Genomic DNA, 19,529 nt, shown 5'->3' on the forward strand with positions numbered 1-19,529 from the left:
TACGAAAATGAGTAGCAACCAGATCGGGGACCATCGTTTCGAGGGCGTCCCGCTGGATAAGAAGCACAGCTGGATGCAGGGTGGCAACGGGCCGGTTGAACTCAGCCGCGCGCAGGCCAGGCTGACCCGGCTGGGCAACGCCCTGACCGAGGCCGACGACCGGCTTCGGCGCGCAGCTGCCAAGCTGGGGGCGGAGTGGGATTCCGAGGCCGGGACGCTGGCCGGGTTGATGATGTTCCGGGCCGCCAGCTGGGCCGGTGACTCCAGCACCGCCGCGGCCACGGCCCAAGGCCGGATGCAGGCGCAGGCCGACGCGGTGTCCACCGTGACCTCGGCGGTGCCGCCGAAGCCGCCGGTCACATACACCTTCGGCGACGCCCTGCAGGATGGCTTCACCTCGTTCATCGGGTTGACCAACAACATGGACCGCGAAGTCGAGAAGCAGCGGGCTGCCGACAACGCGGCCAACCGGGCGCTCTACGCCTACAAGTCGTCTTCCGAGTCGCACCTGGCCTTGGTCCAGCCGTTGCCGGAGGCGCCGAAGCTGACCGGGGCGGCCACGCCGGAACCACCCCCAACGCCACCTGCGGACCCCCCGATCGTTCCGCCCGGCGGCCGACGGCGAGACCCCGCGATCCGGCAACGCGACCCGGGCCAGGCCGGTCACCAGCAACAGCCGGGACAGCCTCGCCCCCACGATCCGCAGCTTCCGCAGCAGGAACCACTGCCGCCTGAACCGCGGCCGAACGACCAGATCGACCCAAGTCTGTTCAACCCCGGACAGCCACCCACATCCCCTGGCCCAATCGGCGGCCCCAACGTTCCCGGCGGGCCTGGTGGCCTGCCCGGCGGACCGGGTGGCGGCTTTGCTGGCGGTGTTGTGGGTGGGTTCGGTCCCACCGGCTCGGGCGGCGGACCTGGCAGTTCCGGCAGCGGAACCCTCGGCCGTGGCTCGGGTCCCACTCCGGGTGTGGGCAACCAGCCTGGCGCAGCTCGCCCCACTCCTACACCAGGCGCGGCCGGTCGACCTGGTGCCGCGGGGCATGGCTTCACCCAACCGGCCGCGCCCGCCGCCGGGCGAGGCGAGGACGACGTGGAGCGGGTCAACGAGTTCTGGGTCAAGGACGACGACCTGTTCGCCGACGAGCGCCGGGCTGCTCCGCCGGTGCTCGGCGAGGGACCGGGGTGAGCCGGGCGACCACCGTCCAGGAACTGTCCGCGGTCGAGTTCGAGGCGTGCTGGGAACACCTCCAGCTCGGCGAGCTGCCCTACGTGCTGGACGTTCCCAGCGCGGGTGCCACCTGGGCGGAACGGCGGCAGATCCTCGACGGGGTGATCACGGACCTCACGGCGCGTGGCCTGGCAGACCGCCGGGGGCTGGTGCCGGAGCTGGTGGAGGCGTTGACGACGCTGGCCCGGTTCCGGTGGGCCGTCGACGCCCGGGTGTTCGCCGACTCCCGCACTCGCTACGTGCGGGGCGCCGTGTCCGGGGACTGGGCGGTGTTGGCCGTGCTGGAGTCCGACCGGATCGGGTTGTGGCCGATGCCGGATCACGCGGTGATCGGCCAGCTCGTCGCGCTGACCGGGGACGCCCGGACACCGCGGGTGGCCTCGGCCAACATCCAGGAACGCGTGCTGGAGGCCGCGGCCGGCCGCGCAGGCACCGACGTGCGGGCCCTGGCGCACGAGCTGGTGAACCTGGGTGAGCGGGCCGATCAGGCTCGCGCGCTCACACACGCCTGGAGTGAGGCGCACGCGATGGGCCAGTTCACCGCCATCCGCTGCGATCGGGACGGGACGTTGCGCCGGATGGACACGGCGGTGGGCTGGCACACCAATCGGGAAGGCCAATTCCTGCACCTGCGCAACAACGGCTGGCTGACCGTCACCCCGGGCGGGCCGGCGCAGCTCACCGCTCAGCTCAAGAGGCTGCTCGGCGACCAGTGAGGCCCGCCCCCGGACGTGGCGCCTCACCTACCGCCGTGCGCCAGTGCCCGGAGGTGCGCGGACATCGCGTGCAGTTGAGCGGTCCGCAGCAGGATGCCGTACGGGAGTTCGGTGCTGCGCAAGCGCCGCAGCAGTGACGCTTCGCCGAGGTAGACGACGTCCGGCCCGCACACCAGTGCCGCGTGCCCGGCCGCTCCGGCTCGCTCCAGCCGGGCAGGCCAGGCGAAGGCGGCCGCGGCCGGTCCGGGAGTGCACCGCAGTCGAGCACACCGGCGGTCGCCGTCGAGGCGGACGTCTTGTTCGGCGGCGCGGCGCAGCGCGCGGCTCCACAACCGTCCTTCGATCGCCGTGGTGGTCAGCGGGCCGGTGTCCCAGCAGATCCAGCGTTGCGCGCGCCGTACGACGAGTTGCCAGCCCGGCCTGCCGGCGAAGTCCCACCCCACCGAGGGCATCGCCGCCTCGGCGGCCTCGGGGTCGGAAACCGGGACCAGGTCGGCCCACAGCTCCAGCGTCGCGTCTACCGCCCCGTCTGTGAGATCGGCGCCCGCGACGACGTTGAGTGGCACGCGCACGAACCGCTCGTCGTGGTCGATGAGCAGAATCGGGTCGGCGCTGTCCGGGTCGATGAGTTCGGCGTGCCAACCTCGGGATCGCATCATCGGTATCCACCGTGCCCGCAGGGCATCGACGAACTGTTGCTGACTCATTGTTCCTCCCGCAAGACGTGGGCCAGTTCAGGGACAAGGCCGGCCACGGTGGCCAGCAACGCGTGTTCGGCTGTGGTCAGCCGGACTTCCACCAGGTGGACCTGGGGCAGTGGGTGTTTCCGGGGGCGCGCGGTGGCCAGCCCCAGCGCGGCGAGCAGGCCGTTCCAGGCCGGGTGTGCTGTGGTGGGCGAGGGCCGCAGACCGCGGCAGGTGCCGAGGGCCGCGTGCACGAGTCCGGGCGGCAGCCAGTGACTCAGCGCGTACTCGGGCGCGGCGAACGCAGTTGTGAAGTTCATGCCCAGAGAGGTCGCGGGTTCACCCGGTCACGCGGCCTTGCCGCGGGTTACCTTGGTGAGCGACCCCTCGGCGAGTTGCGGAAGGAGTTGAGCACCGTGGCCTGGCCGCACCCGGAGAACGAGTTCCACCCCTTCAGCGACGGCTACTTCGGCATCGACCGCGAGTGCTTCCGCGCCGGCGAGGAGTCTTTTCGGCGTCACGGCGAACAGCTGATGCGGGACGATCAGCAGCGAGGCACCGAGTTCATGGCCAGTCTCTTCGAGGCCACCGAGCGTGAGTTCGACTTCGGCGCGCACCTGCTGACCGACTTCTCCCACGGCTTCGACTCCGGCGCCTTCTGACGCTCCACCAGCCCTTCCGTGGCTGCGTTACCAGGACCCAGGTCCGTGTAACGACTGTCCACATCGGAAGGACTGGACCATGCGCAAGCTGAGAATCATCCCGCTGGTGGCCGCGTCGATCCTGGCTGCCGGAGCACCGCCGGAGGCCGCGCCGACCGCCCCGCTGCATCGCCACCTGGCGCAGGTGATCGTCTGCGAGTACGTGGTGAAGGGGATCGGCGCTCCCACCTTCGCCAGCTCGCAGTTCGACATCACCGAGCCCAGTGGCCACCTCCAGGGCGGCACGGTCGTCTGGGGCGACCGGCGCGGCTTCGTCAACCGCCGTTACCCGAACGAACCCCTGACCGTCCGGGAGCTATCCGGTTCCGGTGGCAAGTGGGCCTTGGCGATCACCCTCGCCAAGACGCCAGCCAAGTGCCTGCCGCTGTAGCGCCCTGCGAAGAAATCGAGTGCGTTACCTGAGCCCGCGAAGGCAGATGCCGGCAGAACTATGGAGGTGGACGACGGTGGCAGCCGACCTGAACCTACGGCGTGCGCTCGGCCGGTTGAGCATCATCGCCGCGGCCAACCACATCGGCCGCTTCCTACAGCCGATGCGGGTGGGCTGTCCGCGATGCGCGCAGCACCTCCCGGCCGGCTGGGCCAGCCGGTGGAACTGCCCGAGGTGTGCCGGTGGCGGCGATCAGGTCAACTACCTCATGGCATCCGGACTGTCCTTTCCAGACACTCGGAACCTGTTGCTGGCCAACGTGCTCGACTGGTCAAGTTGGGAGAAGGAAGCGTTGCGGCGGGCGCTACCGATGCCGTTCGTGCTGACCAGGCTCGGAATCCCGTTGCAGCACGGACGAATCCGCTGCGTCAACGACAATGCACACCGCCGACGCGACGCTGATCCGTCCTGCTCGGTGTACATGGACGCGGTGCACTGCTTCGCGTGCGGGTTGCACGAGGACGTCTTCGGTGTCTGGTCCAGGGTTCGCCGGATTGATTTCCTGACCACCTGGCGGGAACTGCTCATCCTGGCCCAGGGCCTGGACCATCCGGTCACGGTGGATCCCGGGGTTCTCCGTACCACCGCACCCCGGGACGGAGCGGCATTCGCGGAGCTGTACGCCGCCATGCTCGACTGCTGCGAACCCCTGCCTGACACACCAGGCGCGTCCTACCTGACAGGCCGGGCGATCAACCCGTTGGTGGCGCAAGGGATCGGGGTCCGCTGGGTGTCCAACCTGGCGCTCGGCCGGATCCAACGGTTACTCGGCAGCCACCCGGACAACCTGGTGGCTGAGGCCGGGCTGGTCGATGACCGCGGGCTTTTCACCTTGCGGAGGCACCGGCTGCTGTTCCCGGCGTGTGTCGACGGGAAAGTCGTGTGGCTGCAAGGACGATCCACCAACCCGACGGTGGCCAAGCGGTGGCGGTGGCGTTCACTGAACGGCATCACCCTGGTCCCGCTCGGTCTTGACCAGCTCCATTCCGCTGATCCCGCGGTTCCAGTCCATGTGGCTGAAGGTCCGACCGACTGGCTGGCCCTGGCCAGCCTCGGGCGGATCGCGATCGGGGTGCCTGGGGCACAGGCGATTGCCACCTGGTGGCTTCGCCTGCTCGCCGGACGGCGTGTCGTGCTCTGCCACGACGGCGACGACGCCGGCGAACTCGGCGCGCGGTTGTGGCGCGAGCAACTGGAACCGTTCCGCACAACGGTCCAGCGGCTACCGCTGCCCCCGGGCCTCGACCTGAGCGACTGCCTTGTCCTCCTCCAGTCGCAAGGTCGGCCCGGCGAACTGCCCGAGCCGGTTGCCCTGCCGGAGCCCGTCGAGTAGGTCACTTCGACGGACCGGCCACCCCAGAGGGTGGGGCGCGCTCAACCCCCCAAGCGCGCCCCACCCGCCCCCTCCTTTCGCGGTTCCGACCGGGTTCGCCGCGGTGCGTTACCTGAGCTTCCGGCCCCACCTCGTGGGACAGCGCCGTGTCCGTGAAGTTCAGGAGGTTTGTTCCGATATGCAGTCCATCACCAGCACCCGTCCCGTTCGGCACCTCACCTGGGAGGAGTTGCTGGACACCGTTCGCCGTGGCACGCCGATGACCGGCCCGGCGGACCTGCTGGGACTTGAACTCTCCGGTCGGCCAGGTGCCTGGCATTTCCGCATCGAGCCCTTCAACGGCACCATGGCCGTGCTCGTCGCCGAGGTTGACGAGCACGGTCTCCGGCAACTGGGACCAATGGATCGCACCCAGCGAATCAGGTGGGTCGCCGCGGACCTGAGCACCACGGCCACAGCCCTCGCCAAGGCAGGCGTGCACCTGCGGCTCGGATACTGCCTCACCTTGGCCCAGCGGGCCGTGGACGGTTACCACCGCGTCGAGTCGACCCCGCCGAGCGACCGTGCAGGGCTCTCCGAGCGGTACCAACAGATCCAGGCCGACATCGGCGCCACCGCACACGGTAGCGCGCTGGATCGGCTGATCGACGTGGACTCGGCGAGCGCACTGGCCGCCGCGGAGCTGAACGCCGCCGGGCTCCCGTGGGATGCCGAACGGCACCGCGAGGTTCTGGCCGACCTGCTGGGACAGCCCAGTCAGGCTGACTGGTACCCGCGGTTGAGCGAGCTGGACGAACAGGTGGCCGAGTGCTTCGGCGGCGCGCGCTTTCGGTGGCGCACCGAACTGCCGGATGCCTTCGACGGCGAAGGCATCGAGGTCCACGGATCGCGGACCTGCGATATCGAGCACCTGGCGCATCCAGCGGTGCCGCTGCTGACCAGGTGGCGGCACCTGGACACCCTGGCCAACCAGTTCGGTTACGACTGGGCCAAGCGATGGACGGAGGCGGATCGATGGTTCCCGGTGTTCCACCCAGCCGGGACCTCAACCGGACGCTGGACCGCCGATGGCGGCGGTCTCCAGCTGCCACATTCGCTGCGCAGTTGTGTACGAGCGCGACCGGGACGCCGGTTGCTGGTGGCGGACATTTCCCAGTTGGAGCCCGGGATCCTGGCCTACCTGGCGGGAGACCGGGCGCTGCTGAACCTCGCCGAGCACGAGGATCCGTACGAGGCGTTGGGTCGCAGGCTCGGCATGGACCGGGCGGTGGCCAAGACCACCCTGCTGGCCGCGCTCTACGGCAGGCGATCCGGGGTCGCGCGTCCGGCCATGGAGCTACTCACGCGGAGTTGCCCTGCGGCGATGGAACTACTGGCTGAGGCCGAGGAACGCGCCCGGCATGGCGGCGCCGTCCGCACCGAGCTGGCCCGAACCCTGCCGCGCCCTGATCAGCCGACCTGGTCCGCGATCGAGACCACCGCCACTCGGCGAACCACGGAACAGCGTTCCCTGGTCGCCCGGTTCGGGCGCCGAGGTCGCGCGTTTCCGGTGCAGGGCACCGCGGCGGAGGTCTGCTGTGCTGCCCTGGCCGCACTGCGAACACTCCTCCGGGGAGAGGACGCCGGTGTGGTCGCGTTCCTGCACGACGAGTTCGTGGTGGAGGTCGCCGAGGACGCTGTCGGGGAGATCGAGCCCCTGCTGCGCCACGCAGTGCTGGTGGGCCTGGCAAAAGTGGTGGGGCAGGATGCAGGTCTGCTGCCCGTGTCCGTCCACTCAGGAATGGACTGGGCAAGGTCAAAACCCTGACTTGCCAACGAGAATCTGTGGGGCAGGACAAGCTGAACTCGTCCTGCCCCACTCCCTCGCTCGCAGTTCAACCGGCAGGGTCGAGGAGTTCTCGGACCCGCGCGCGTAGCTCGTTCTCCACCGCCGCCGCGGTGCGGTGGTGGATTCCGCAGGCCGCGATTCGCCGCTGCGCCACCCCAAACACTTGGCGCAGCACGTGCATCACAAAACCTCGGCACAATCGCTGTGCCGCAATCGGATCGTCCGTCTCGGGAGCACGGAGCAAGGCAAGGAGGATCGAAGTCGCGACGGAACGGTTGTCGACGGTGTGTTCAAAGTTCTCACCTGTGTCCACGGTATCGTCTGATTCGTCCAGAGTGGACTGTCCACCCGGGAGCAGGGACAGGGCATGCGCGACTTGGAGTCGATCCTTGCCGCTGAGGGACTTGCCGTCCGTGAATCGGAAGGCGCGGACCTTCTGCAGGGCGGTGTAGCCGACGGTGGCCCGCCAGTAGTCGGCGGCCTGCTGCCGAACCCGTTGCGTCACATGCGCTGTCCACGGTCCGCGGTCGGGATCGTAGGTCCGGGCGGCAGCCAGGATCCACAGCCGTAGTTGCTGGGTGAGGTCGTCGATGCCGCCGAGCAGGTCGCGCAGTGGTCCCTGCTGGGCGCGGATGGCATGCCGAGCCAATCCCATCGCCTGATCCAACAACCTGGTCAGCCGAGTGGGCGGAATCCCAGTCAGGTCGCGGTGTCCGGCGGGATTAAGTGGCACGTCGACCCACCAGGTGTCGCCGGTGTCGGCGTTCATGTTCGCTCCTGGGGTGAGTTGACCAGTACCGGGTCCAAGTCCCACAACAGCTCGGCGAGCCGACGGGCATGGCGGATTCCGGCTACCGTGGTCTCCCTGCCGTGGATCGCGTCCCCAAGGGTGCCCGCGGAGATTGAGACGGTGACCAGCACGTCGTCGGCGAAAACGACCTCCACCGGCGGGCTGGTCAGTCCCAGCTGGGTCAACGCGGCCTGAATTCGCCGGGTCCCGGAATCCAGGCGCCACAGCGGCACCCGGAACTGGAGGTGGAGTTCAAACGGTGAGTCGGGATCGAGCTTGCCGCGGGAGGGTACGGGGGTGGCCATCGCGGATGGTCCTTTCGCTGGGTGCGGTGGTGCTTGCCACCCGCGTAGGTAACGCGCGACGACGCCCGTGGTCGTGTAGGCGGGAAGGGGAGGACACCGGGATCACCGGTGCCCTCCCAGATGGACTATTTGCCCGTGGTGGCCAGGGTGATCAGGTCCGGCCATTCCAGGAACGCCCGCCAGACGTGCTCGTCGGGCGCTCCGGGGGTGAGCCACAACCGCCAATACGACGCCAGCCCAGGGCTGCGCTGTTCGCGGACAGCGGCACTCAGCTCCCGGTGCAGCTCGGTGAGCAAGGCCAGCTCGGTCGCCGGGACCGCGGGCAACCGTGCCGCGAGCAACCGCCGCACCTCGGCGCGGATCACCTCCACCGCGTGTGCGCGCGGGCTCGATGTGCCGAAGTTCGGCGGAGCGGTGTCGGGATATCGCTGTTGGAACAACGCGAACTCCGCACTACCCCACTCTGTCGGCTCGGGCACCGTAGTCCGCCACAACGCATTCCGGAGTCCGGTCAGCACCGAGGTCAACGCCCCGAACGCCTCTTCCACACAGCCGGAGTTGATCAGCCGCCCGTAGGCCGCACCGATCTCCTGGTCAGCCGGGCGACCGAGTTCGGCGAGCCCGGTACGCACCGTCTGCACCAGCTCGGCCAGCGACCGTTTCCCCTCCTCGGTGTACTCCGCCGGCCAATCACCGACGGCATCCAACACCGCTTGGCGGGCCGTCCTGAGTTCGGTGGTGAAGGCGGTCATCCGGTCCCACGCCTGCACGACATCCCGGTACCGCCGGGCCTGGTGCTCGGCGAAGTCGGAGAGCCGCCCGCCACCGGCCACGTGCGCGGCCAGCGCCAGATGATGCGCCTGGCGCATCGGCATGAGTCCCCGCAGGTCCGGGATGTCCCCGCGCAGGATCTGATACCACCGGCCGAGTTCGGGCGTGTAGTGCCGTGCGAACGCCCGGACCACCCGGTGTCGTTTGACCGGCACAGAGATCAGCCAGCTGGGCGAGATCCTCCGCGAGGTGGAGGAGGAACGCGCGACCGGCAGACTGTTCTCGTCGATGGTCCTGCGCAGCCAGGCCCCGCAGCGCATCACCGCCGCCACGGCCGCACCGGCCGACAACGGCTCCACGTTGGTGCCGGCCATCATGCTGGCCACCTTGACCGGGAGACCTTGCCGGATCGCGGTGTGCAGCAGATCAAGCTGCCCTGCGGAGAGCACCTCGTAGCTGATCGACGGGGTGTCCAACTCCGACCCACGCGGGTGGACCGGTCGTGGGTGGCGATGCACCTGGAACTCCCCCGACACCTCGCCCAGCACGGGCACCAGGCGATCCGGGGCCCGGAGGTCCGGCACCTGCGCCAGCCAGGTCCGCAGCCGGCGCAGGTCCTCGTCGAAGTCGACCCGGCTGCGGTGGGCGTGGTTCCACACCGAGTCCGCGAGGTTGCCGGTGGTGCTCAGCAGGTCGGCGAGTGCACCGTGGCGCACGCCGACCGAGGGCGGAATCCGCAACGGTGGCGCGGTGATGCTGGCGGGGGTGAGCGCGGATGGCCGGATGGAGCCGTGCAGGATGCCGTGGACGACAGCGGCGGTGGCCGCCGCTGAGACCGTGCAATGGCTGTCCTTCAACACCGAACGCACCCTGGTGAGCAGTAGGCGGTTGGGCGCCGCCCGTTTGCGCGCCGCGGTCGCGGTCTCCCATAGCGTCCTGATCGCGCTGCGCGCCCGTGGTGGTTCCTCCTGGGACTGGCGGACCAGGTTGCCGACGGAGTGCACCACGGTGTCCAGCTCGGCCAGCTCGCGCAGATCCCGCTCCACACACCGCACCAGCCCCGCCCTGTCCACAGTGGACCCGACGGTCGGCGCGCTCATGGCTGTTTCCCCTCGACGGCCGCGGTCTCCAGGCCCGCGGTGGTCTCGTCGATGCGAGTGGCGGGCTGGGCCCATCTGAGTCCGTCCTCGCTCGCCCACTCGCACAGCAGGTGCGCTTCGGCGAGCCGGGTGCGGATCCGCGCCAGGCCAGAATCGTCCACCTGGTGCAGGGCGAGGAGGTCGCCGTGCCGGGCCGAGACCCAGGAGTGCACACCGCCGTACTGGGCGCGGAAGAGCACATCCAGCACCGGCACCATCTCGGGCCGGGCCGGATCCAGGACCGCCGACTCCTGCCGGGCGAGCTTGGCCAGTACGGCCTCGACTTCGTCGATGTCGCCAGCAGCCACCGGTTCGCCCGCGCGCAGCTCGGGCCGGCCCCACAGCAGGAACAGCGCGTGCCGTGTGCTGTCGAGTTCGGCCTGCGGCGGCAGGCTGCCGACCGCGACCGCCCACGCGGCCCCGTGGTGGTAGGTGCCGTGGCGCGGGTTGACCCCGATCCACTGCCAGTGCCGTGGCCCGATCTTGTTGAGCCAGTAGTTGCCGTGACCACGGCCCTCCGGCTTGCTGCCCACGCCGATGATCACCCCGGGTTGCGACCACGAGGGCACGTTCTTGTGACTCATGGCGCTCCTTCCCTTTTCCGCAGATCACGTGTCGGTGGCGCCCGAGGCGGCGCACGGCAGTCCACCCGGCCGGGGCGGACCGCGCGCGGTAGCGCCCAGCCATCCACCAGTCGGACCTCGTGGCAGGTAACACGCGGCGCGTTACCTGCCACGACGTGGACCCGCACGGGTCCCAGGACTGTCCTTTGGCAACTCCACACAGCAGAGACGCGGCCGAGATGGGCCGCTTCGCGGTCCCGGCCGTCCACACGAGACGGAGACAGTAAATGGACGCCGACCCGGCCAGTGACCGCGAGGAACTACTGCTGACCGCCTGCCTGGTCCGAGATCCCTCGCTGGCGGATGGCCGGACCGGGCTCGTGGTCTCCGGGAGTGAGGAGTTCGCCGACCCCGGCCTCGGGCGGGCCTTCGACCGCCTCCGCGAGATCCGGTCGACCCACCCGCACCTGGCCACGGTCGGCATCCGCTACAACCTCGACCTCGGCCTGCACCCACACCTCGACCGGGCCCTGACGGCCTGGGACAGCGAGGCCGAACAACGCCACCCGCAACTGCCGGCCTGCCCCGACGAGGTGGAAGTCCTGGCCGCGCTGGTCAGCCGCCGCGCCCGGCACCGCCGCTTCGACGCGCTGATCCGTACGATCGCCCACCACTACCGCTCCGGCGACAACGACCGCGCCGGGGAAGCCGTGCACGAGCTGCTCGATGTGGTGCGCACCGACGACGACCAGTGGGTCGCCGCCGACCCCTACGCCGAACACGCCGCCGAGATCCTGCGACAGGAAATGGAAGTCCACGGCACCGGCCGCGGCTTCCCCGTCCACCCCGAGCTGGACATCCTGCTGCACCAACGCAGCGATTGGCTGGGCGAGCTGGTGTTGCTGGGCGCACGGACCAAGGTCGGCAAAACCGCCCTGGCCTGCTGGTGGGCAACCCGCCTCGTCCTGGCGGCCGCGCTGGTGGCACCGGAGTCCCAGGTGGTGTTCTTCTGCACCGAGATGACCCGAGCCGAACTCCTCGGACGACTCCAGCAGTACCTGCCCGACCCCGAGCAGGTCTTCACCCCGACCCCGCTGGGGCGGCCGCGGTTCCTGTTGTTCGGCAAGGAGTTCTTCGCCCGCGCCGGCAGTGACCCGGCCAAGCGGCTGGCCGCGTTCAAGGCCGAGATCCGCCGCTTCGCCGTGGCCAACCTCCGCTGGTCCGAACACCACGGCCTGCCCATCGCCGACTGCTGGCTGGCGGCCTGTTTCGTGGACTACCTGACCTCGATGCTGGCCTCCGGCAACGACTTCACCGTCTGCGAGGAGTTCATCCGCGGCGCCGACACCAGCCTCCGGGTCTTCGACCCCGGCTGGTTCGGCCTGGGCGGCCGCCAATTCACCACCCTGGCCGGCCTGTCCAGCAACGTCATGGTGTGCGAGCAGGTCAACGCCCGCCGCGAACCCACACCCCGAATCACCACCGACCCGCGCACCGGCCACACCCACCGGCCACCACTGGAACCCCCGGCCCCGACCGAGGTCAACGGGGCTCGCTCGACGTTTGAAACCGCGAGCGTGTTCTGCATGCTCGCCCGCGACCACGAAGGCCGCATCCACCCGCCCGAACAGGCGATCCTGCGGATCTCCGGCCGCTCGGTGGCCACCCGGCAACTGACGTTGCGCTTCGTCGGCGGCAAGTTCGAGTTCCCCGGCGACCCCACACCCGCCCGCGAACTGCCAGCAGCCGAACTGGTCGAGGAGGTGCCGGTGGACCAGGCGGATGAGCACGTGACCCGGTTGTGGTCACTGCCCAGCTACGTGATCGCCCCACCCGCATCAGAACAGGTCGACGGCACACTGGTGGTGGCGCGGGAGGTGTGGGTGCCGGTCGACTCCGCGGTCGCGGCCTGGCAGCCGGACCCCGTCAAACCCTGACCATCCTCTGTTGTGTCGCTCAAGGACAGCTCGCCATGGACGCCGCCTGTTTCCCACGACCTCCCCCGTCGAGGTCTGGGTGACGGGCGGCGCCCCACCCTCTTGCCCGCTACCCTCGTCAGGCGAGTTGCGCCGAGTCCGGGGGGTGGATGTCCGGTGGATCCCGACGACATCACGCAAACTCTCGCCACCATCCTCACCCACAAGATCACCACCGCACTGAACCTGACCCCCAGCAAAATCGACCCGCTGGAAGACCGGCTCTACCGCGCGATCAAACCTCTCCAGGGCCAGGAACGAACACCGCTACCCGCCGAACTCGTCCAGGAATTCCGGACCGGCCGCATGCAAGCCGAACTCGACGACCTGGTCGCCGCCAACTACTCCACTACAAACAGGACCGCACCGGCGGAATTGCACAATTGGGTAGACATGCTCCTTGGGGCTGTAAGCCAGACCTACAAGCTGCCCCCAAATGCGCTCTTGTTCCTCAATGACAGAGGCAAGGTCGCACTTCATGTAACTGGGTGTCCTGACTTGCCGCGAATGTCAAGGAACAGACTGTGCCCTAAACTACGGAAATGTGATTTCCGTAGGCAAGCACGATTCCAGCCAGAGTCACTGAACGCAGTTCAGGGCCATTCAATACCCTTTTCCGCTCCCCGTAGTGCTCCCCGAATCAGCAGCGGTGGGCCTGTCGAGGTACGTTCATTGATGGATCTCGCTATGGGCCGCTCGCGAGTCAGCTTCCGACAATTAAGTAGTACCTCAACCCGGTGCGCTGCCTGTGGTCGACTTGGTCAGACGGGCGACCAGCTCCAGCAGGGTTTCCCTGTAGGTGTCGGCAAGCCACACGAGGGGATGGGGCTGAGGAGTCTGTCCTTCGGACTTCCCTGACGCCTCAGCGTCGTTCTCATCGTCATCTGAGTCGGACCCATAGCCCCGTGCCAACGATCGCATCAACTTCAAGTCGTCGATGCGGTGGCCTGCGCTGGCCGCTCGGGTCAACAGCAACGTCTCGTCCGCGGTCAATTGCTCACCAAACGCGTCCAGCCATCCTCGGTCGACCTCGGTGCCGGAGACGGCAACCAGGTCGGCGATGACGCCCAAGACGTGATGGTGGAGGTCGTGCAACTGCTGTACGACGGTCGCCCCTCCCCAGGTTCGGGCTGTCATGTCGGGGAGGTCGTTGAGGAGGCGGACGATCGCTGCGGCACCGGGTGGCGGCCAGCCGTTCGGCCAGCCCGCCCGGTGCTTCCACAGGTCGAGGATGGCCTCGCGGGCTGCTGCGGCGCGGACGTCGGCATCTGGTGCGCTATCTTCGCGGGCGCGATCGGCTGCCTCCATGAGGCTGGCGACGTGGTGGGTCAGCCAGCGGGTAAGCGTGTTAGTGGTCCGGTCGTCGCCGAGTTCGGCGAGGATGCGCTCGCCGAGGCGGGTGACCGGGTCAGCGTGCGGTGACTCGGCCACTGGGCTCAATGAGGTAGATGCGGCTTTGCGGCTGCCGGTAGTCGTTGCTGCTTCCGCTGCGTCGCTGTCGGCCAATCTGGACCTCCACGATCAGGTTTGTGTCGGTGTCGCGCAGGTAGCGCAGAAGCTCGGTGCGGCCGACGCGGGTGCGGAAGCCGGAGGAGGTGACATGACGCTCGGCGTCAGTGCTTGGGTCCGCCCACTGCTCGGCAGCGGCAATGACGTCTTGGTTGGCGTTGTGCAGGCGGAAACCACTGGGGTCGGGCGAGACCGTGGCGCTCTGGCGGAAGTGGAGGCCAGGAAGTTCCCGGCCTCTGCGCAGGTCGTGCGCGTAGTCATCGTGCTCGTCCAGGGTCGTGAGTGTGTGTTCGGAATCGCTGAGCCAGCCGCGGAGGCCGAACCGACCGTGGTTGATCTCGAAGTTCGTTTCGCCCTCGTGCGGCAGCTTGAAGTCCATGGAGTTGGACGCGGCACAGAGTGCGCGTTGTAGATCTGCTGCGTGGTCTGGCGTGACCAGCGCGGAGGATGCCCGTCGGGTTTCGTAGCCGTCGTCCCAGTGGAGGCTGGTGTAGCCGGACACGACGACCTTCTCCGGGAGCTGGCCGTCAACGAGTTCGAGAGCACGGTCGTAATCCTCATGTGCAGGGTCGAGCCATTCTTCGAGCGGTGTGGTGTGGCCGAACAGATCGGCTTCGATGGGAACCGGGCTGCGAAGTTCACTGAGCCACGTGCCCGGGGACAAGGGCAGCGCTTCAGCCAACCACTCGCCCCAGGGGTCGTCTTCGTCGCTGCCGTAGTCCATCAGTACTCGCTGGCCGGCATCGACGAGTTCGCCCGCGGCTAGCATCATCCCATGGTATTCCAGGTACAGGCGGAGGCTCTCGGCCTGGGGGATGGAGCCGTGGCGGTGCATCATGTTCCCGGCGGAGTGCTCTCCACGAAGTTCCCGGGGGTCGACCATCCAGTCGTGCTCGCCCAGTTGCCATCGGTCGACGATCCAGTGCTCGGCATGCTTGGCCACTGTGTCCACGGGGACATCGAATAGTTGGGCGAGTGGCGCGTACCAGTAGGGGATGGTGTCCGTCTGGTCGAAGCGGTACCGCAGGTTGTCGGATACCAACCGGTCGTTCCCGTGAAGGCTGCGCCTTTGACTGTTGTCGTGTGCCAGTGGCTGGTTCGCGTGTTCGAGTTTGTCAGTATCAGCGCCGAGGTGCTTAGCCGCTCCCAGAGCCACCTCTCGGGCGAGCTGACGGATCTGGGCGTGTGGTAGTTCGCGGCTGGTGGCGATTCGCGTCAAGGTCTCCAGGTGAGGCGCGAACAGGTCGGGCTTGTCGGCGACTCGTCCCAGTGTGCTCAGCAAAGTAGCCATTGCGGACAACCGGTAGAAGTGCAGGTCGGAGTCACGGTAGTGCCCGACTTCGGCCAGCTCCAGGCAGCCGATCAGTTGCTTCACCAGGTTCACCGCTCGTGGGCGGTCGGCGGTGGTCAGCAGGTCGCGCACGGCGTGCGCGGCACGCCAACGGACACTGCGCCGCGGATGCCCGAACGCGCTCCACAGAAGCATGACCAGCGGCTCCGCGCCGGAGCTGTTCCGTTCGGGGACAACGGCATCCGGGATTCGATCATCGAGCAGCTGGACGAGGGCGTGCGCGGCATCTGTGGGTCCGCACAGCGTGCCGAGGATTCCGGCCACGTTCTTCCAGCTGTGCGCAGCCAGCTGCGGCTTGGCAACAGGCAGCGCCGCGAGGACCGCTCGGCGGATCGCATCGTCGTCGACGAGAACTCTGAGCTGCTCGACCACTGTCGCCGCGCTGTTCCCGTACATCACCAAGTGTGCCAAGTGCTGGGCGACAACTTGGGGCAGGAGAGCCCCTACCTGCTCGGGGATGCCCGGCCAGGTCACCCACGTACTGGCGAGCTCAGCAAGCACAGGAAGCACGACCTCAGCGCCAGAGGAGCCAGGCAACGTGGCAAGTACGCCGAGCGACTGTGAACGCTGCATGGGCGGGGTCTTGAACAGCACTGCTGACACGAAAGCACGCAGTTGATCGCCGCGCACGTAGGCTTTCGCGAGGCTCGCGACATCGTCGTGCAGCGAGGTCCAGTCTCGCTTCTCCGGGGCGTCGAGCAATTCTTGGACCTCCGGTGGGTGGTCCTTGCTCAACCACCGGAGGCTGTAGGACTGCTCAGTGTGCCGTTCGAGAGCTTGCACTCGGACCATCTCGTCCCTAGTGGTGACGTCGAGATACGGTCCGGCTTCGTCGAGCAGTCTGGCCGCGAGGCCAGGTTGGTCGCGTGCGGGAACGTGCAGACGGAGCCACTGGGCGGTCTCCCTCAACGCTTTCCGACGCACTGCGGTTCCTGCCGCACCGGTGGACAGGCGGTCCACCATCGCAAGGCGGAAGCTCAGGCGGGCGTCGTTGTCCTCCACGAAGTGGTCAAGACTGAGGGCCTCGGTGGTCGTGAGCTCGGCGCCGTCCACCGCGCCGAGCAACGCGGCAGGTGCGGTGCGCGACAGCCTCACCTGGTCCTGGTCATCCCAACGGCACACTCCGGCGAACCCGATGTCGGGGTCGAGGTGGGTTGCTGCCCTGGCGATCTCCTTGTAGGGCACTACGTCTGGGTGGGTGACGTGGCGGGCGACTTCCTCGGCCGCACGGAGTAGCCGAACAGCCGTTCGTGGCTTGTCTTCAGCGGGCAGCTCTGCCTGCCGGGCGAGTCCGGTGTGGACGGAGAGCAACTGGGCGGCGTCATCGTTGATGCCCGTCGCAACATCGACAGCGTGTGCGAACAGGTGGTAGCCGATCTCTGGCGCCGCTGTCCCGGCGATGGCGGTCGCGCGGATCAGCAAATCCAGCCGATCGGGGGCAGACCGGTCACCGCTTCGTTCGGCCTCCGAAGCACGCACGCACAAGTCAATGGCTCGGGCGGCGTGCCCCGGTCGTGCCACCAGCATCTCAGCGAGGTCGAGCCACAACCCAGGCGCGCCGTCACGGAGCAGATCCGATGCGGCGTCGGCAAGACTGTCGAGCAGGTGATCCGGAGAGCCGGCGTCTGCCACAGCCTCGGCGGCGAGTGCGGCCCACGCGCGGAATGACCGGTCGTACTTGAACCATCGATGCGCGGCGGTGGCGTTTCTTGTAGCAAGTCCGTCCCGCACATGTGCGAACACATCGTCCGAAACGGGATCGCCCAAGGCAGCTCGTGTGGCCAGAACCGTCATGTCGGCGAGCGGCCGGATCCTGCCGAGCCATTCGTTGCGGCGGTGCGCCAGCGAGTGATCAGTGGGACCGTTGTCGCCGTCGGAAGTACGCAGCGAGTGGGGAGCCAGCGCGTCGACGTCGAGAGCGTGGTTGGCCAGGGTGGCTGCGACGGCGTGACATCGCAGAGCGCTGACGTTGTCCGCAGCTGAGGAGTTGAACTCCCATAGGGACTCGGACAGGGAGCCGCTCCAGTGGTTCGCGAGCCTCTGCGCCAGCTGTCGATCGCCGTATCGGACGGCCACATCCAGCATGCGCGGCTGCCACGACCGCCGTTCGCCAAGAGGGGTGGCGAGGAGCGTCGAGACTACAGCGTCGACCCAATCCTTGGCCGGTTCCGCAGATGGCGATGCCGAGTACGCCAGGAAGGGTGCTTGAGCGCGGGTGGGAATCCGGGCTTTCCGAAGTGCCGACTGCGCGGTGTCCGGGCCAAGGTCACCGGTGACGCGGGCTGCGAGATGTGCTGCGACATCGAGCGCGAAGGACATCGGACGCCAGCGGCGTACCCAGGTCAGCGTGGCGTCGGGGCCGTCGAGCCGGAAGTACGCCTCGGCGACGGCAGCAACATCATCGGCTTCGAGGTCCCAGTGGTCGTCGTCCCCCCGGGTCGACCACCGCCGAACCCAGGCGTCGGCGTGATCGAGTTCGTCGCGGGCAGCGGAGTGCCGGTCCGGGTTTCTGGACAGGGCCGCGGCGAGGCGCATATGAACGGGGCCCAGCCACGAGAGGTGGCTCTGCTTGAGCGCGTGGGTGCGGAGCAGGTCGATGTCGGCGTATTGGGCGACGAGGTCCAGCTGGGTCTCGACCAGCCGGGACAGGGTGTGCGTTCGGGATGCGATGTCGCACGCCCGAGCCGCAACCTGGACCGCGGCAGCTCGGCCGTCGACAGCTGCAACCGCAAGCAGCGCCAGGTCCAAGCGGCGGTCCTGGACCTCCTCGCGACGCAGGCCGTCCAGGATGCCACTCGGCGACGTCTCAGCCAGGAACAACTGCAGCAGTTCGTCGTGGCGGTTCGCACTGAACAGGTGGTCGGCAACGTGGGCGGCAGCATCAGGATCCGCGGCGCGGATGTCCAGGAACAGGTCTGAGAGCCTGCTGTGTGCGGTCACGATGTCCGCAGCGGGCACCTTGTCACGTACATAGGTCTCGAAGTCCTCGTCGCGGAACTGGATGGCACCGTTGACGACCCTTACCCCGGGAGTGAGCCCGCCGGCGAACGCAGACACGGCGGCAGGAGCCACTCCAAGGGCTTGAGCGAGCGCCTGCGTATCGACCGGCCTAGACAGGGCAAGCAGTGCAGCCAACCAGCGCCGCCCATCGGCATCGGCGCCACTGCCCTTGAGAGCGGAGGCCACGACGTCGGCGAACAGGGGCTCCGGGGTGCGTTCGCAAGCGGCGAGCAGCCTAGCCGTATCCCACCCGTTCGACTGCGCCTGCTCCAGTGCGTAGAACTGGGTACGAGGATTTCCGTCAGTTTCCTGGTGGAACGTCACTGCCTCGGCCTCGGAAACCTCCGGCCGGTGGCGGCGGAGGTGGGCAGCAGAGGTCTCCGCGTCGAATGGGGTGACCGCCACCTCGGGTGCGTCCACTGCGCCCAGCATCTCCACGCGGTGGCACCGAGCAGACAGGACCACGGCCACCCGGGGCGGCAGGCATAGGCCCAGCAGGCCGGGAAGGAAACTGGTGCTGTGCCGCTCGTGGGCCGCTACGGCGCTGTTGTCGGCGGCGTCGACGGCCAAGACCAGGACCGCAGCCGGGTCAAGGGCCGCCACCGCCTCGGCCAGGGTGGTGGAGAGCCGCCGCCACAGATCCTCCTCGTGTGCGGGCGGGTGAAGCAGCAACGAGGTTCCGCACTGCTGTGCCAAGGCGTTGACCACCTGCACCACGAATCGGCGTGGGGTGTGCCTTTCCATCCCCGAGCTGAGGTAGTCGCCACCGCCGTAACAGTCGTACAGCAGCGTCACCGAGCCGGAGGGAAGGTGGGCGTCGAGCTGTCGCAGCGCCGTCGTCTTGCCGACCCCGGCCGCGCCGTGTGCGACGACGATGCGGCCTAGGTTGCTCAATGCAGTCTCGGCGACGACACGGGCTCCTGGTGCGGGCAGCGGGTCGTGCAGCGCGGCGAGCCTGGTGGGTGCGGGGTAGAGAGCGCTCGGGTCACCGACGCCCAGTTCGGCAAGCACGGTGGACGCGGTGATTCCTTCGCGGTCAGCTCCGGGGAGTGCTTGTTGGCGAACGAGGTTGAACAGGCGCAGGGCCGTGTCCTGGCCTCGATCCGGCGTCAGGCCAGCGGCACCGGCGCGGACGGAACGCGCCTGCGCCTCTCGGTTGTGTGCGCCGTTCACCGAGAAGTC

At 68.4% G+C, this 19,529-nt stretch carries 15 protein-coding genes; 7 read left to right on the forward strand and 8 right to left on the reverse strand.

The window, feature by feature from the left end; translation table 11 throughout:
* Window positions 1-7 precede the first annotated feature (7 nt).
* Together ACTOWY_RS22350 and ACTOWY_RS22355 are read left to right on the forward strand one after the other, a co-directional pair.
* Window positions 8-1,189 carry a PPE domain-containing protein gene (locus ACTOWY_RS22350; protein ID WP_441311605.1) on the forward strand — a complete coding sequence of 394 codons (1,182 nt, stop codon included), beginning with the start codon at window positions 8-10 and terminating at the stop codon, window positions 1,187-1,189.
* On the forward strand, window positions 1,186-1,947 hold the full coding sequence (locus ACTOWY_RS22355; protein WP_441311606.1) for an ESX secretion-associated protein EspG: 762 nt from the start codon (window positions 1,186-1,188) through the stop codon (window positions 1,945-1,947). Before ACTOWY_RS22350 ends, ACTOWY_RS22355 begins: the two co-directional genes overlap by 4 nt.
* A 23-nt stretch (window positions 1,948-1,970) precedes the next feature.
* On the opposite strand, the gene ACTOWY_RS22360 is transcribed toward ACTOWY_RS22355, so the two are convergent.
* Both ACTOWY_RS22360 and ACTOWY_RS22365 read right to left on the reverse strand, forming a co-directional pair.
* Window positions 1,971-2,606 (reverse strand): hypothetical protein, encoded by a 636-nt coding sequence (locus tag ACTOWY_RS22360; RefSeq protein ID WP_441311607.1) that lies wholly within the window; start codon window positions 2,604-2,606, stop codon window positions 1,971-1,973.
* A gap of 44 nt (window positions 2,607-2,650) precedes the next feature.
* A complete protein-coding gene (locus ACTOWY_RS22365) occupies window positions 2,651-2,950 on the reverse strand; it encodes a hypothetical protein (RefSeq protein WP_441311608.1) in 300 nt (99 codons plus the stop codon).
* 87 nt (window positions 2,951-3,037) lie between these two features.
* Here ACTOWY_RS22365 and ACTOWY_RS22370 point away from each other — a divergent pair, with 87 nt between their 5' ends.
* The 4 genes from ACTOWY_RS22370 (at window position 3,038) to ACTOWY_RS22385 (ending at window position 6,922) form a co-directional block, all read left to right on the forward strand.
* The gene (locus ACTOWY_RS22370; RefSeq protein ID WP_441311609.1) at window positions 3,038-3,292 is read left to right on the forward strand and encodes a hypothetical protein; all 255 of its coding nucleotides are present in this window, start codon (window positions 3,038-3,040) and stop codon (window positions 3,290-3,292) included.
* Between the two features lie 79 nt (window positions 3,293-3,371).
* Complete coding sequence (locus ACTOWY_RS22375) at window positions 3,372-3,722, forward strand: hypothetical protein (protein WP_441311610.1); 351 nt, start codon at window positions 3,372-3,374, stop codon at window positions 3,720-3,722.
* Between the two features lie 307 nt (window positions 3,723-4,029).
* On the forward strand, window positions 4,030-5,115 hold the full coding sequence (locus ACTOWY_RS22380) for a hypothetical protein (protein ID WP_441311611.1): 1,086 nt from the start codon (window positions 4,030-4,032) through the stop codon (window positions 5,113-5,115).
* Between the two features lie 178 nt (window positions 5,116-5,293).
* Entirely contained in the window at window positions 5,294-6,922 is a 1,629-nt protein-coding gene (locus ACTOWY_RS22385; RefSeq protein ID WP_441311612.1) for a DNA polymerase, read from the forward strand.
* 67 nt (window positions 6,923-6,989) lie between these two features.
* Here ACTOWY_RS22385 and ACTOWY_RS22390 read toward each other — a convergent pair whose 3' ends face one another.
* The 4 genes from ACTOWY_RS22390 to ACTOWY_RS22405 all read right to left on the reverse strand — a co-directional run bounded on the left by ACTOWY_RS22390 (window position 6,990) and on the right by ACTOWY_RS22405 (window position 10,532).
* Window positions 6,990-7,712: a hypothetical protein gene (locus ACTOWY_RS22390; RefSeq protein ID WP_441311613.1), complete on the reverse strand. Its 723-nt coding sequence runs from the start codon at window positions 7,710-7,712 to the stop codon at window positions 6,990-6,992.
* Window positions 7,709-8,038, reverse strand: a complete 330-nt coding sequence (locus tag ACTOWY_RS22395) for a hypothetical protein (RefSeq protein WP_441311614.1) — start codon at window positions 8,036-8,038, stop codon at window positions 7,709-7,711. The genes ACTOWY_RS22390 and ACTOWY_RS22395 overlap by 4 nt, the downstream gene beginning before the upstream one ends.
* A gap of 125 nt (window positions 8,039-8,163) precedes the next feature.
* Window positions 8,164-9,909: a hypothetical protein gene (locus ACTOWY_RS22400; RefSeq protein ID WP_441311615.1), complete on the reverse strand. Its 1,746-nt coding sequence runs from the start codon at window positions 9,907-9,909 to the stop codon at window positions 8,164-8,166.
* Window positions 9,906-10,532, reverse strand: a complete 627-nt coding sequence (locus tag ACTOWY_RS22405) for a hypothetical protein (protein WP_441311616.1) — start codon at window positions 10,530-10,532, stop codon at window positions 9,906-9,908. The genes ACTOWY_RS22400 and ACTOWY_RS22405 overlap by 4 nt, the downstream gene beginning before the upstream one ends.
* Window positions 10,533-10,798: 266 nt before the next feature.
* Here ACTOWY_RS22405 and ACTOWY_RS22410 point away from each other — a divergent pair, with 266 nt between their 5' ends.
* Window positions 10,799-12,448 (forward strand): hypothetical protein, encoded by a 1,650-nt coding sequence (locus tag ACTOWY_RS22410; protein ID WP_441311617.1) that lies wholly within the window; start codon window positions 10,799-10,801, stop codon window positions 12,446-12,448.
* 768 nt (window positions 12,449-13,216) lie between these two features.
* On the opposite strand, the gene ACTOWY_RS22415 is transcribed toward ACTOWY_RS22410, so the two are convergent.
* Window positions 13,217-13,918, reverse strand: a complete 702-nt coding sequence (locus ACTOWY_RS22415) for a hypothetical protein (protein ID WP_441311618.1) — start codon at window positions 13,916-13,918, stop codon at window positions 13,217-13,219.
* The gene (locus tag ACTOWY_RS22420; protein WP_441311619.1) at window positions 13,896-19,520 is read right to left on the reverse strand and encodes a hypothetical protein; all 5,625 of its coding nucleotides are present in this window, start codon (window positions 19,518-19,520) and stop codon (window positions 13,896-13,898) included. The genes ACTOWY_RS22415 and ACTOWY_RS22420 overlap by 23 nt, the downstream gene beginning before the upstream one ends.
* Window positions 19,521-19,529: the final 9 nt, after the last annotated feature.

It is taken from the genome of Crossiella sp. CA198 (assembly GCF_052078295.1).
Taxonomy (GTDB): domain Bacteria; phylum Actinomycetota; class Actinomycetes; order Mycobacteriales; family Pseudonocardiaceae; genus Crossiella.